This is a genomic window from Romboutsia lituseburensis (assembly GCF_024723825.1).
GTDB classification, from domain to species: domain Bacteria; phylum Bacillota; class Clostridia; order Peptostreptococcales; family Peptostreptococcaceae; genus Romboutsia_F; species Romboutsia_F lituseburensis_A.
Genome location: NZ_JANQBQ010000001.1, coordinates 2,641,467 through 2,655,908, shown reverse-complemented (window position 1 = coordinate 2,655,908; position 14,442 = coordinate 2,641,467). Strand labels below are relative to the sequence as shown.

Genomic DNA, 14,442 nt, shown 5'->3' with positions numbered 1-14,442 from the left:
AGTAAATTTATTTTAAATACTTCTTGTCTATAGATGAAAAATAAATTTGTCGTTAATATAGAAGTAATCTAAAATCGCACTAAGTATTTGATTATTTTTTACAATGCTTGTCTTAAATCGACCTTATAAAAAGCCATATAAATTAATTTATATTCAATAAAAGTACTTTAAATCCCTTTAATGTTTCAGAATCTAACTATCTTTTTATTTAATATAATGTATGATTTTTCTCTATATATTTTTTTAGGTCTTCTTGAGTATTTAAGTTTATATAGATATCTTCATTAAATCCATTTTGCTTAAATTCTTCATCGTATATAACATTAGCTTTTATGTCTTGTAAATTTAAGAAGCTTTTAATTGATTTAGATTTTTCATTATAAATATATGTATATAAGTTATCTTTTAATGAATTCTTATAAAATCCATGAAAGAATTGAGTCTTACCTTTTATATTTGATATATATACACTATATTCTCTTTCTGTATTTAAGTCTTCTACTATTTTATTTTTCAGATAATTTATATAATAATCATCTATATTTGGCATGTCACAAGCTACTATATAAGAGTACTGACTTTTACTTGTGCTTAATCCCGCCAATATCCCCCCTAAAGGTCCTACATTTTTTATATCATCACAAATAATTGTATATTTACCATTTTCGTACATATCGGGTTTATTTGTTACTATTATTATCTCTTTAAAGTGTTTTTCTAGATTTTTTATAACTTTATACATTAAGCGTTCGTTATCTATAACTAGAAATTGTTTATCAAATTTCATCCTTAAACTTCTTCCTCCAGCTAGAATTATAGCTGTATTAAAAATATCCATATATATCATCCTAACTTTTTAATTTTAAGATTGCTTTTTATATTGTAAATAAAGTAATATTAAATTAGCTATCTTACGTAAATTATAATATATATTTATTGTGTTGAAATATGTTATATTTGTATAATATAATTTTATAAATAAATTTTAATATATGACTGTAATTGTGTATGACCTTAGCAAAACTTATCAAATATAACCCATTAAATATTTTGAATATTTAAATATTTTATACCATTCATAATATTTTATATATTATAATATATTTAAATACATCCTAATAATTTGATTAAATTCAGGTATTATATATCTCTATTATTTATTCATACCATTACCTATCTTTAATAATTCGTTACATTTTTTTAATCCAATTAATAAATTTAAAACCAAAGGGGGATTTTTATGTGTGATTTCATTTCATGCAATAAGAAATTATTTGAGCAATTAGATAGCTTCATTGATGCTCTTCCATCTAAAAAAGGTACTTTGATTCAAGTACTACATCATGCACAAGGTATCTTTGGATATCTACCTAAAGAAGTACAACTTTATATAGCTAAGGCTTTAGACATATCTCCTTCTAAAGTTTATGGTGTTGTAAGTTTTTATTCTTATTTTACAACGGAGCCAAGAGGAGATTATAAAATTAGTGTTTGCTTAGGTACTGTATGTTTCGTTAAAGGGGCAGATAAAATACTAGCTGAATTTGAAAAACAACTTGGTATTAAAGCAGGAGAAACTACTAGTGATCTTAAATTCTCTCTTGAGGGATTAAGATGTGTTGGTGCATGCGGACTTGCTCCAGTAGTTGTAGTAAATGGAAAGGTTTATGGACAGGTTAAGCCAGAGCAAGTTACAGAAATACTAGACCACTATAAAGATTTAGAATTAAATTGCTAAGGGGGATGTAGAATGAGTAAGATAAAATCATTTGATGAGTTAAAAAATTTAGTGTCTGAGTTAAAACCTGCTCTTGATATGAGAGAAAATCATACTAAAGAAAATCTTACTAAGAGAGAGATACTTGTTTGTGGAGGTACAGGATGTACTTCTGCAGACAGTATAAAAATAATAGAAAATCTTAGATCTGAAATTAAAAATGTAGGATTAGAAAATAGTGCCGAAGTTCATCTAACTGGTTGCTTTGGTTTCTGTGCTAAAGGTCCAATAGTTAAGGTATTCCCTGATAATGTTTTTTATGTTCAAGTAACGCCTAATGATGCTAAAGAGATTGTTAATGAGCACTTAGTTAATCATAAAGTTGTTGAGAGATTGTTATTTGAAGAACCATCTCTTGATCATAAAAAAGTTGAAAAGCATGATGATATGTCTTTTTATAAAAAACAATCTCGTGTTGCTTTAAGAAATTGCGGACATATAAACCCCGAAAATGTTAATGAATACATAGGATGCGATGGATATATAGCTTTAGGTAAATGTATTAATGAATTAACTCCAGATGAAGTTATAGCTGAGGTTAAAGCTTCAGGGCTTAGAGGTAGAGGTGGAGCTGGTTTCCCTACAGGTATAAAATGGGAGTCTACTGCTCAAACATCTCCTGGTAAAAAATATGTTGTCTGTAATGCTGATGAAGGTGACCCAGGTGCTTTCATGGATAGATCTATACTTGAAGGTGATCCTCATAGTGTATTAGAGGCTATGGCTATATGTGGTTATTCTATAGGAGCTGATACAGGATATATTTATATAAGAGCTGAATATCCCTTAGCTATTGAAAGATTAAAAACTGCTATAGCTCAAGCTGAAGAAGCTGGGGTTTTAGGTGAAAATATATTAGGAAGTAATTTTAATTTTAATATAGAACTAAAATACGGTGCAGGAGCTTTTGTTTGCGGTGAAGGTACTGCTTTAATAAACTCTATTGAAGGTAAACGTGGAGAGCCAAGAATGAAGACTTACAGTTCTTCTAAACGTGGTCTTTGGGATAAACCTACCTGCTTAAATAATGTTGAAACATTCGCTAATATACCTGCGATAATCAATAAAGGAGCTTCTTGGTTTACTGAATATGGCACTCAAGATTCTTCTGGAACTAAAGTATTTGCTCTTGGAGGAAAAATAAACAATGTTGGTCTTGTTGAAGTACCGATGGGTACTACTTTAAGAGAAATAGTTTATGAAATAGGTGGCGGTATACCTGACGGAAGAAGTTTCAAAGCTGTTCAAACTGGAGGTCCCTCTGGTGGATGTATAGCTTCAAACAATCTAGATACTCCTATTGATTTTAAATCTTTAAGTTCTATAGGTTCTATGATGGGTTCTGGAGGTATGCTTGTTCTAGATGATTCTGATTGTATGGTTGATATCTGTAAGTTTTTCTTAGAATTTACGGTTGAAGAATCTTGCGGTAAATGTACACCTTGCCGTATAGGTAATAAAAGGTTACTAGAAATGTTAGAAAAAATAACTGAAGGAAAAGGAACTGAACAAGATTTAGTTGATTTAAAAGAACTAGCAACTACAATAAAAAATACTTCTCTATGCGGACTTGGAAAATGTGCTCCTAACCCTGTTTTAAGTACTTTAAATAATTTCTATGATGAGTATTTAGCTCATGTTGTAGATAAAAAATGTCCTGCTGGTAAATGTCAATCTTTATTAGACTACGTAATAACAGATACCTGTAAGGGATGTACTAAGTGTACTAAAGTTTGTCCTGCTGGTTGCATAACTGGTAAAGTTAAAGAAAAACATGAAATAGATACTACTAAGTGCTTAAAATGTGGTGCTTGTATGGATAGCTGTAAATTCAATGCTATCATCAAACAATAATTTATTTTGGGGGGATATTAATGAGTTTAGTTAACTTAACTATAAATAGTAAACCTGTATCAGTACCAAAAGGTACTACTATACTAGAAGCCGCTAAACAAGTAAATGTTAAAATACCTAATCTTTGTCATTTAAATATGAATGAAATAAACATGGTTAACCAATGTGCATCTTGTCGTGTATGTATGGTTAGTGCCGGTAGAGGATTAGTGCCTGCTTGTGGAACTCTTGTTAAAGAAGGTATGAACGTTCAAACAAATACTAAAGAAGCTTTAAGGGCTCGTAAAAATGTTGTTCAATTATTATTATCAGATCATCCTCAAGATTGTTTATCTTGCGATAAAAATGGAAATTGTGAATTACAAGCTATAGCTGCCGATTTAGGTATTAGGGAAATAAAATTCAAAGGAGAAAAATCATGCGCTCCTAAAGATACATCATCTAAGTCTATAGTTAAAGATCACGATAAATGTATATTATGTAGAAGATGTGAAACTATGTGTAATGAAGTTCAAACTGTTGGAGTTTTATCTGGTATAAACCGTGGATTTAATACTGAAGTTGGTACATTCTTTAATGCTAGTTTGTGTGATACAGAATGTACTTACTGTGGCCAATGTGTAGCAGTTTGTCCTACAGGTGCTTTAACTGAAGTAAATAATATTCCTGTAGTTTGGAATGCTTTAGACCAAAATGAAAAAACAGTTGTAGTTCAAGTCGCTCCAGCTGTAAGAGTTGCTATTGGTGAAGAATTTGGTTTAGAACCAGGAGCTATATCTACAGGTAAAATGGTAGCTGCATTAAGAGCTTTAGGATTTAAATATGTATTTGATACAAACTTTGCAGCTGACTTGACTATATTAGAAGAAGCTTCTGAATTTTTACACAGACTTAAAGATGGAGAAAACCTTCCAATACTAACTAGCTGCTGTCCAGCTTGGATAAATTTTGTAGAAGGTAACTATCCTCAGTTATTAAATTTACCATCTAGCTGTAAATCTCCACAGGAAATGTTTGGTGCCGTGGCTAAGAACTATTTTGGATCTAAAGTTATAAATGTTGAATCTAAAGATATGTATGTTGTATCAGTAATGCCTTGTGTTGCTAAAAAATATGAATGCTCTAGAACTGAATTAGGTCAAGAAAATGTACTTGATGTAGATATATCTATAACTACTAGAGAACTTGCTAAAATGATAAAAGAAGCAGGTATAGATTTATTAAATCTTGAAGATGAATCTTTTGATAGTCCTTTAGGAGAATCAACAGGTGCTGCTGATATATTTGGTGCAACAGGCGGAGTTTTAGAAGCTGCTCTTCGTACTGCATATGAATGGGTAACTGATAAAGAATTATATGATGTTAACTTTACTCAAGTAAGAGGCCTAGAGGGCATAAAAGAAGCTAGCATAGATATAGATGGAACTATAGTTAATATATGCATAGCTAGTAGCTTAGGTAACGCTAGAAAAGTTATGGATGAAGTTGCTAATGGAAACTCTAAGTATCATATAATTGAAATAATGGCCTGTCCTGGTGGATGTGTTGCTGGTGGTGGTCAACCATATCATCACGGTGATTATGATATAGTTAAGAAAAGAGCTGCAGGACTATACGATATAGATGGAAGTAAAGAACTTCGTAAATCTCATAAAAATCCTGCAATAGTTGCTTTATATAATGAATTCTTAGGTGAACCTTATAGTGAAGCTGCTCATAAATATCTACACACTCATTACTTTGACAAGAGTATTGTTTATGAAGATGCATGTAATGAATGTACATGTTCAAAAGAAGCAGATGCTACTATATAATTAACTTATTTTGATAAATTTAAAGGATTAACTTAAATATATATTTAGGTTAATCCTTTATTATTTTTATTATTTATTTTTTGTATCTATTAAATTAGATAACTTTTTTGTAAATTCTTGAGCTGCATCATAACCCATTCCTTTTTGTCTGAAGTTCATAGCTGCAACTTCTATTACCATAGCTGTGTTTCTTCCAGGCTTAACTGGTACTACTAGTTTTTCGATATTGATATCTAATATTTCTTCATACTCTTTATCTAAACCTAATCTATCGTAATATTTATCTTCATCCCAAGATTCTAAATGTACTACTAAGTCTATTGTTTTTGTATTTTTAACTGCCCCTACTCCATATAAACTTCTAACATCTATTATACCTATACCTCTTATTTCTAAGAAATGTCTAAGTAATTCTGGAGACTGTCCTAAAAGCATACTTTCATCTAATTTTCTTATTTCAACAGCATCATCAGCTACTAATCTATGTCCTCTTTGAACTAATTCTAAAGCTGTCTCAGATTTTCCTATACTACTTTCTCCTTTTATAAGAACACCTATACCATATACATCCACTAAAACCCCATGTAGCGTTGTGTGAGGAGCCAATCTATCATCTAAATAATTAGATAATCTGTTTATAAATCTAGTCGTATTTCTTTTTGTAGTCAAAATAGGTCTTTCATACTTTTTAGCATACTTAATAACATCGGGTCTTACTTCTAAGTCCCTAGTTACTATCATTGCTGGAATTTCATGAGCAAAGAATTTATCTAAAACGTCACTTCTAGTTTCTTCATCTATATAACTAAAATAATTATATTCTGCTTTTCCTACTATCTGTATTCTATCATAAGGAAAATGTTCAAAATAACCAGCATATTGAAGACCTGGTCTGTTTATATCTTGAGAATATACATAAAAATCTTTACCTTCAGGCATATATAATGGGTATAGATCTAAATCTTTTATCATATCTCTGATTGAAACTTTATCAATTGAATTCATGTTATATTTATCCCTTTCTGAAAAAATCATACACACTTTCACAAGAAGCTTTATTCATCCCCTCTACTTCTAGTAGTTCTTCAAAAGTAGCTTTTTTTATAGCTTCAATATCTTTAAAGTGATGTAATAGCGCTTTTTTTCTTTTTTCTCCTATTCCTTGTATATCATCTAATACTGATTTTGTCAAAGATTTATTTCTTAAACTTCTGTGGTATGTTATTGCATAATTATGAACTTCTCCTTGAATGCTTGCGACAAATCTATACAAATTAGATGTTTTATCTAACTCTATCTCCTTTTCCTGGGAAATAAGTCCTTTTGTTCTATGTTTATCGTCCTTATACATTCCCCACAGAGGAATTTCTACACCATTTGCTTGTAATACTTTTTTTACAGCACTAACTTGTCCTTTTCCACCATCTAAAAGAATTAAATCTGGAAAATTGCCGTATTTTAATCTTCTCTCTACGATTTCCGCCATAGAATCATAATCATTGGGCCCTATAACAGTTTTAATTTTATATCTTCTATATTCTTTTTTATCTTTTTTTCCATCCGTAAATACAACCATCGATCCAATAGAATCCACTCCCTGTATATTTGATATATCAAATGATTCTATTCTTTTTGGTGCCCCTTCTAAGTTTAAAATTTCTTTTAATTCATCTAATGCTCCAATACTTTTTTCATACTTTCTTTTATTCAAATCTGAAAATTTTTCTAGGTATTCTATTGCATTTTTTCTTACCATTTCAACTAGGCTTTTTTTCTCTCCCTTTTGCGGTACTCTAATAGTTACCTTTTGACCTTTTTTAGCTGATAGCCATTCCTCTAAAACAAAGCTATCTTCTATTTCATCTTCTATTATTAGTTCTTTAGGTATATATTCTTGCTCCATATAAAACTGCTTTACAAATGAACCTAATATAGATGCTCTTGAACTTTCCATTACTCCTTCTAATATGAAATGTTCTCGTCCTACTATCTTTCCATTTCTTATAAAGAAAACTTGTACACATGCCTCGTCATGAGCCCTAGCCATAGCTATAATATCTTGATTTAAATCTGATGTAGTAGCATCAATCTTTTGTTTTTGCATCATTTCTTCTAGGCTTCTAATTTTATCTCTATACATAGCAGCATCTTCAAAATTAAAGTCTCTAGCACATTTATTCATTTTTTCTTTTAGAAGTTCTATGAGCTTCTCCTCTTTGCCCGATAAAAATAATATAATCTCTTCTACCATTTTATTATATTCATCTTTATTAACATTTCCAGTACAAGGTCCCACACATTTTTTTATATGCATATTTAAGCACGGCCTCATATTGTTTTTAATAGCTCTATCTATATCTATATTACAAGTCCTAATAGGATAAGTATTTCTTATAATTTCCAGGGTATCATTTACTGCTGATGTATTTGTATAAGGTCCAAAGTATTTTGCCTTATCTTTTGACACTCTCCTCACTTTTAACACACGTGGAAAGTCCTCATTTATTGTTACTTTTATATAAGGATATGTTTTATCATCTCTTAATAAAACATTATATTTAGGTCTATATTGTTTTATTAAATTACACTCTAATATTAAAGCTTCTAGCTCTGAATCTGTTATTATATATTCAAAACTTTTTATATGTTTTACCATAGAAACAACTTTAGATGAATGATTTTTAGATGACTGGAAATACTGTCTTACTCTATTTTTTAATGATATTGCTTTTCCCACGTATATAACTTGTCCATTTTTATCCTTCATTAAATAAACTCCAGGCTGAGCTGGCAGTTGCTTTAAATGTTCTTGTATATCAAACAAATTTTCACCTCCGAATTAATGATTATAATTTAATTATACCCCAAAACCAAAAAAACGAATAACCAACATAGTTTATATGTGCCGGCTATTCGCTTTATATTTTAATACTTACTTATGGTTTAATCCATTTATTTGTAGCATAAAAGTAGTTGCTGTTTCTCTTGTTTTAAGTTCTTTACTATCTTTATATTTGTCTACAAAATCTGAGCTTAATACTGCTCTATCTATTTGACCATCTTCATATAAGTTAACTTCTGCACCTGTATCCTTAACTACTTTTGTATTTATTTTTTCTAATTTAACATTAGATGCATTCCAGTAAGTAGGATTTTTTGACATTATATATTGATCTTCCATTTTCCAGCTTGTTAATGTAAATGGTCCATTATAAAGTTGATATTCTGCTCCTGTTCCATATTTTTCTCCACACTTCTCAACAAAGTCTTGTTTTTGTGGGAAGAATACTTGGAATGATGTTAATTGTGGGAAATATGGTACCGGTCTAACTAGTTTAACTTCTAGTGTATAGTCATCTAATGCTTTTACTCCTATACCTTCTAATCCTTTATCTGCAACTTCTGTTGCTCCTTTTATATCATTCATTATATAAGCATACTCAGATGCTGTTTCAGGTGTTAAAGTTCTCTTCCAAGAATATTCAAAGTCATTAGCAGTTACTGGAGTTTTATCTGACCATATCGAATTTTTTCTTAAATGGAAAGTCCAAGTTAATCCATCTTCTGAAACTTCCCATTTTTCGGCTACCCCAGGTTGAGCTTTCCCATCAGCATCTACTCTTATTAATCCTTCCATTGTAGTATTCATAACTTGGAATGACTGTTGATCTGTTGATTTACTAATATCCATAGAAGGTATATCTGCTGTAGTTGATAAGTTTAAAACTTTTTTTGGTTTATTTACATCTGCATATGTGTATGTGTAGTCTGCTCCCCAAGTATTATTAACTATCCCTGATACATAATCTTTTTCTAAGTAAGCTGAAGATTTTTGATATATTGGAGCTAAGTATGCATCTTCTAACATCATTTTTTCAGCTTCTGCATATTTCTTATATCCCTCTGCTATTGGAAGTTTTTTAGCTTCTTCTATTAATTTATTATATTCTTTATTATCATATCCTACTTGCTTTGAAAATTGATTTCCAGTTTCCATTGTAGATAAGAAAGTTAAAGGATCTGGATAATCAGCCCCCCATCCTGAAAATGATATATCAAATTTACCTTTAGTCTCTCTATCTAGCTTTTGTTTAAATGGTAAATTAGTAACCTTTACTGTTAACCCTTCTAAATCTGATAGCTCTGATTGAATAAATTCTCCAGTTCTTTTACCTAAATCATGATCGTATGTTATAATTTCCATTTCTGTTGTATCAAATCCAACTTCTTTCTTAGCTTTATCCCAAGCATCTTTAGCCCTTTCTTCATTATATGAATACCCCATTCCCTCTGTAAGATCTGCGTAATCTTTTCCATTATCTAATGCTAGTTTTAAAGGAGTAAACCTATCCATTGGATTTGATCCATTATTTAATATTACATCACAATAAGATTGTTTATCTATTGACATAGCTATTGCTGCTCTAGCATTTTCATTTTCTAGCACTTGTGCTGAAGTAGCTGTTTTAGATCCTGAACTTGTATTTCCAGATCCACTACATCCCACAAGCAAACTCGAGCCAATTAGTACTATAGTCGTCATTACTGTTAATTTTCTTTTTAAAAACATATTTATTATCCCCCTATAAATGTATTGTTTATTATACATATGACTTTTTAGTACATTTATGCATGTACTCATCTATATTTATTAATTTATATATAAAAAGCACATAGCCTGTATAGAATTGTCTATTAGTGGCTATGCGCATATTAAGTTATCTAACTATTATTTTATTATTTTATTTTTTAGTTCCTTTTCCACCATTTATTTGTAACATAAATGTAGAAGCAGATTCTCTTGTTTTAAAGTCTTTACTGTCTTTATATTTATCAACATAATCAGAAGTTAAAGCGGCTCTATCTATTTGACCATCATTATATAGATTAACCTCTGCTCCTGTTTCTTTGACTACTTTTGTATTTATTTTATTTAATTTAACATTTGCTGCATCCCAATAATTAGGGTTTTTATCCATACTAAATTGGTCTTCCATCTTCCAACTTGTTAATGTAAATGGTCCATTATATAGTTGATATTCTGCTTTTGTTCCATATTTTTCTCCACATTTTTCAACAAATGCTTGGCTTTGTGGATAGAATACTTGGAATGACATTAATTGTGGGAAATATGGTACTGGTCTGTTTAATTTAACTTCTAAAGTATAGTCATCTAATGCTTTTACCCCTACTCCATCTACACCTTTATCAGCAGCGTCTGTTGCCCCTACTATATCGTCCATTATATATGCATATTCAGATGCTGTTTCTGGATTTAAAGTTCTCTTCCAAGAATATTCAAAATCTTTAGCAGTTACTGGAGTTCCATCTGACCATGTTGAATTTTTTCTTAAATTAAAAGTCCAAGTTAACCCATCTTCTGATGCTTGCCATTTTTCTGCTACACCTGGTTTAACATTACCTTTTTCATCTATTCTTGTTAAACCTTCCATTGTACTATTTACAGTTTGGAATGATTGTTGATCAGTTGCTTTACTTATATCTAATGTAGGTATATCTGCTGATACAGCTAAGTTTAAAACTTTCTCAGGTTTATTTACATCAGCATATGTGTAAGTAAAATCTGCTCCCCAAGTATTATTTACTATTCCAGATACATAATCCTTTTCTAAATAAGAAGCTCCTTTTTGGAATAATGGAGCTAAATATGCATCATCTAACATTATTTTTTCTGCTTCAGCGTATTTCTTATAACCCTCTGCTGTTGGAAGTTTTTTAGCTTCAGCCATTAATTTATTAAACTCCTCATTAGCATATCCTACTTGATTAGCATATTGACCACCTTTTTGCATTGTTGATAAGAATGTTAATGGGTCTGGATAATCTGCTCCCCATCCTGTGAAAGAAAAATCAAAATCTCCTTTAGTTTCTCTTGCTAATTTTTGTTTAAATGGTAAATTAGTAACTTTTACTGTTAAGCCTTCTAAATCTGATAATTCACCCTGAACAAATTCACCTGTTCTTTTACCTGAGTCATGGTCAAATGTTAAAAATTCTAACTCAACTGTATCAAATCCAACTTCTTCTTTAGCTTTAGCCCATGCTTCTTTTGCAGCTTCTTCGTTATAATCATATCCTGCATCTTTAAGAAGATCTGTATAATCTTTACCTTCATTCATAGCTAGCTTTTTAGGTGTGTATGTATTTGAAGGTATAGACCCATTATTTAATATAACATCACATAAAGCTTGCTTATCTATAGCCATTGCTAGAGCAGTTCTTGCATTTTTATTTGCTAACACTTCTTCGGCAGTAGCAGCTCCGCCTCCGCCACTTGATCCTGTGCCACCACCTGAACTACTACATCCAGCTAGTAAACTTGAACTTAATAATGCTACTGTTGCCATTACTGTTATTTTTCTTTTTAAAAACATAATACTCACCCTCCCATTTTTTCTTTCTAAACAAATAAACTCATATATTTAAAATTTATTGTATAGCATTTTTGATTAAAAGTCATTTATTTTTTTTAATTTTTTGATTTTTATCTAAATAAAAAAAATTTTATAAATTTTTTTATTTTAACTTGAAATTACTTTAATATGACATTACAATTAGACTAATAAATATTTTCGAAGGCGGTGACATTATGAAACATTTTTTAACCTTACTTGCATTTGATGGGATAATTAGTACAATTTACGCCATTTTTAGCGATTTTAGTAAATATTCTTTTTTAAATTGCGCTTTTATTATAGGCATGATTTACTTTTTATTTGGTTTAATGTGTTTTGTATGGGAAAAAGGATTTTTCAACATCACCATATTCGCATTCAATAAGCTGGGACAGCAGCTACAAAAGAAAAGGGGAGTATTGTGTGATGATGCCGATATTACAATAGATGATTTTATAAATAGAGAAAATAATTTTTTCCTTACATATAATTTACTTTTCTCTGGTTTATTAATTTCGGCTATATCTATTGGCATAAGTTTTATTTCTATATCATAGATATAAAAAACTATTTTATTATTAAAAGGGGGGATTAGCGGTGTTTCGCTATGTAATGAAACGTATTATGTACATGTTTATAACACTTTTTGTTGTTATATCTGTTACTTTTTTCTTGGTAAGACTTCTTCCAGGAACTCCATTCAATGATCAAAAATTAAATGCACAACAAATTGAACAATTAGAAGCGCAATATGGACTAGATAAGCCCGTACCTGTTCAATATATAAAATACTTAACTGGTGTTTTCCAAGGTAAATTAGGTACATCTTTTAAAAATGCTAATCAAAAAGTTGAAGATATTATAAAAATACGTATAGGTCCATCTGCTATGCTTGGTGCTCAATCTTTAGTATTCGGTACTATTGTAGGTTTAGCCCTAGGAATAGTTGCTGCACTTAATCGTAATACCATCTGGGACTATCTATGTACGATTTTATCAGTTGTCGGAGTATCTGTTCCATCCTTCGTATTTGCAGCCACACTACAGCTATATATAGCAAGTAAAATGAGTCTCTTACCTATAACGTGGGGTGTTCCTTTAGGATCTGATTTTAGGTATGTGTGGACAGTATTACCGTCTTTAGCTTTATCATTCTTTACTATATCAAATGTTGCCCGTTTTACTAGAACTGAGCTAGTAGAAGTTTTAAACTCAGACTACATAGTAACTGCAAAAGCAAAAGGTTTAAGCAAGGCCACTGTTATATTAAAACATGCTCTTAGAAATGCCTTAATACCTGTTATAACTGTTTTAGGACCTCTGGCAGCTGGATTACTTACAGGTTCATTAGTTGTTGAAAAAGTCTTCGCAGTCCCTGGTATTGGTGATTTGCTAGTTAACGCTATAAATACTAATGATTTATTTGTAATATCTGGTGTAGCTATACTTTATAGTGCATTCTATATAGTAGTTATATTAATAGTAGATATTCTTTATGGCGTAATAGACCCTAGAATACGTTTAGCAGGAGGTAATTAAGATGGTTGATAAAGTGATGATTGATGGTCAAGAAGTTCAATTAACTCCTGATTTATTTAAACCTGCACTTGCAGAAACTGGAGATAATGAAGCTATTTCTAGACCTAGTTTAACTTTCTGGCAAGATGCTAGAAAAAGATTATTTAAAAATCCAGGCGCTGTTGCTGGCTTAATAATTTTAACTTGTATAGTTCTAATGGCAATATTTGCTCCTATGTTCTCTAAATTTGATTATAAAACTCAAAACATAAGACACACTAAAGTTCCACCAAATATGCCTATCGTATCTTCTCTAGGTATCATGGATGGTAAAAACTCTAATGGTGTTGATGTTTACAAAGAAAAAAATATCCAAGAAAAGTACTTGTTCGGTACAGATTCTTTAGGACGTGATATCTGGACTCGTACATGGACTGGTGCAAGAGTTTCTTTATTTATAGCTGTATTAGCAGCTGTGTTTGATTTACTAATTGGTGTTACTTACGGTGGTATCTCTGGATACTATGGTGGAAAAGTTGACCTTATCATGCAGCGTATAATAGAAATCATAACTGGTATTCCTCAGCTTGTTATAGTTACTCTATTTATAATGGTATTTGATCCAGGTATACTTTCTATATCTCTGGCGATGGCTGTATCTGGATGGACTGGTATGGCGAGGGTTGTTCGTTCTCATGTATTAAGACTTAAAAATCAAGAGTTTGTTTTAGCTTCTAAAACTTTAGGTTCTTCTGATTTTAGACTTATACTTAAACATCTTTTCCCTAACGTTATTGGTCAAATAGTTGTAATGATTATGTTCTCATTACCAAGTGCTATATTCTACGAAGCTTTCTTAAGTTTCATAGGTTTAGGTCTACAACCACCTCAAGCATCACTAGGGGTATTAATAAATGAAGGTTATCAAGCATTACAAAACTATCCATACATGATGCTTATACCATCTACTGTTGTTTGTTTATTAATATTCAGCCTTAACTTATTAGCAGATGGTTTAAGAGATGCTGTTGACCCAAAAATGCGTAATCAATAATTAGTAAGG

At 30.7% G+C, this 14,442-nt stretch carries 11 protein-coding genes; 6 read left to right on the top strand and 5 right to left on the bottom strand.

Features of this window, described 5'->3' with window-relative positions; all coding sequences use genetic code 11:
* Positions 1-208: 208 nt before the first annotated feature.
* Positions 209-838 (bottom strand): molybdenum cofactor guanylyltransferase, encoded by a 630-nt coding sequence (mobA, locus tag NWE74_RS13045; RefSeq protein ID WP_258243438.1) that lies wholly within the window; start codon positions 836-838, stop codon positions 209-211.
* Between the two features lie 402 nt (positions 839-1,240).
* Here mobA and NWE74_RS13040 point away from each other — a divergent pair, with 402 nt between their 5' ends.
* Genes NWE74_RS13040 through NWE74_RS13030 form a run of 3 tightly spaced genes read left to right on the top strand, consistent with a single transcriptional unit; the run spans position 1,241 to position 5,445 of the window.
* On the top strand, positions 1,241-1,738 hold the full coding sequence (locus NWE74_RS13040; RefSeq protein ID WP_258243437.1) for an NAD(P)H-dependent oxidoreductase subunit E: 498 nt from the start codon (positions 1,241-1,243) through the stop codon (positions 1,736-1,738).
* 12 nt (positions 1,739-1,750) lie between these two features.
* Positions 1,751-3,631: an NADH-quinone oxidoreductase subunit NuoF gene (locus NWE74_RS13035; RefSeq protein WP_258243436.1), complete on the top strand. Its 1,881-nt coding sequence runs from the start codon at positions 1,751-1,753 to the stop codon at positions 3,629-3,631.
* 20 nt (positions 3,632-3,651) lie between these two features.
* Complete coding sequence (locus NWE74_RS13030) at positions 3,652-5,445, top strand: NADH-dependent [FeFe] hydrogenase, group A6 (protein ID WP_258243435.1); 1,794 nt, start codon at positions 3,652-3,654, stop codon at positions 5,443-5,445.
* Positions 5,446-5,514: 69 nt separating this feature from the next.
* Here NWE74_RS13030 and hprK read toward each other — a convergent pair whose 3' ends face one another.
* From hprK to NWE74_RS13010, 4 genes are all read right to left on the bottom strand, one after another.
* Positions 5,515-6,450, bottom strand: coding sequence for an HPr(Ser) kinase/phosphatase (hprK, locus tag NWE74_RS13025; RefSeq protein WP_092727124.1), 936 nt, complete (start codon positions 6,448-6,450; stop codon positions 5,515-5,517).
* Between the two features lie 7 nt (positions 6,451-6,457).
* Positions 6,458-8,269 (bottom strand): excinuclease ABC subunit UvrC, encoded by a 1,812-nt coding sequence (gene uvrC / locus NWE74_RS13020; protein WP_258243434.1) that lies wholly within the window; start codon positions 8,267-8,269, stop codon positions 6,458-6,460.
* A 108-nt stretch (positions 8,270-8,377) separates the two neighbouring features.
* Positions 8,378-10,015, bottom strand: coding sequence for an ABC transporter substrate-binding protein (locus NWE74_RS13015; protein WP_258243433.1), 1,638 nt, complete (start codon positions 10,013-10,015; stop codon positions 8,378-8,380).
* Positions 10,016-10,187: 172 nt separating this feature from the next.
* Positions 10,188-11,840, bottom strand: a complete 1,653-nt coding sequence (locus NWE74_RS13010) for an ABC transporter substrate-binding protein (RefSeq protein ID WP_258243432.1) — start codon at positions 11,838-11,840, stop codon at positions 10,188-10,190.
* A gap of 215 nt (positions 11,841-12,055) precedes the next feature.
* Between NWE74_RS13010 and NWE74_RS13005 the strand changes: the two genes are divergently transcribed.
* Genes NWE74_RS13005 through opp3C form a run of 3 tightly spaced genes read left to right on the top strand, consistent with a single transcriptional unit; the run spans position 12,056 to position 14,433 of the window.
* Complete coding sequence (locus NWE74_RS13005; RefSeq protein ID WP_258243431.1) at positions 12,056-12,418, top strand: DUF3899 domain-containing protein; 363 nt, start codon at positions 12,056-12,058, stop codon at positions 12,416-12,418.
* 40 nt (positions 12,419-12,458) lie between these two features.
* The gene (locus tag NWE74_RS13000) at positions 12,459-13,400 is read left to right on the top strand and encodes an ABC transporter permease (RefSeq protein WP_258243430.1); all 942 of its coding nucleotides are present in this window, start codon (positions 12,459-12,461) and stop codon (positions 13,398-13,400) included.
* A 1-nt stretch (position 13,401) separates the two neighbouring features.
* A complete protein-coding gene (gene opp3C, locus NWE74_RS12995; protein ID WP_258243429.1) occupies positions 13,402-14,433 on the top strand; it encodes an oligopeptide ABC transporter permease in 1,032 nt (343 codons plus the stop codon).
* Positions 14,434-14,442: the final 9 nt, after the last annotated feature.

Excerpts from the sequence above, each read along its gene's own strand:
- mobA (WP_258243438.1), bottom strand. The coding sequence starts at position 838 with ATGGATATTTTTAATACAGCTATAATTCTAGCTGGAGGAAGAAGTTTA.
- NWE74_RS13040 (WP_258243437.1), top strand. The coding sequence starts at position 1,241 with ATGTGTGATTTCATTTCATGCAATAAGAAATTATTTGAGCAATTAGAT.
- NWE74_RS13035 (WP_258243436.1), top strand. The coding sequence starts at position 1,751 with ATGAGTAAGATAAAATCATTTGATGAGTTAAAAAATTTAGTGTCTGAG.
- NWE74_RS13030 (WP_258243435.1), top strand. The coding sequence starts at position 3,652 with ATGAGTTTAGTTAACTTAACTATAAATAGTAAACCTGTATCAGTACCA.
- hprK (WP_092727124.1), bottom strand. The coding sequence starts at position 6,450 with ATGAATTCAATTGATAAAGTTTCAATCAGAGATATGATAAAAGATTTA.
- NWE74_RS13015 (WP_258243433.1), bottom strand. The coding sequence starts at position 10,015 with ATGTTTTTAAAAAGAAAATTAACAGTAATGACGACTATAGTACTAATT.
- NWE74_RS13010 (WP_258243432.1), bottom strand. The coding sequence starts at position 11,840 with ATGTTTTTAAAAAGAAAAATAACAGTAATGGCAACAGTAGCATTATTA.
- NWE74_RS13005 (WP_258243431.1), top strand. The coding sequence starts at position 12,056 with ATGAAACATTTTTTAACCTTACTTGCATTTGATGGGATAATTAGTACA.
- opp3C (WP_258243429.1), top strand. The coding sequence starts at position 13,402 with ATGGTTGATAAAGTGATGATTGATGGTCAAGAAGTTCAATTAACTCCT.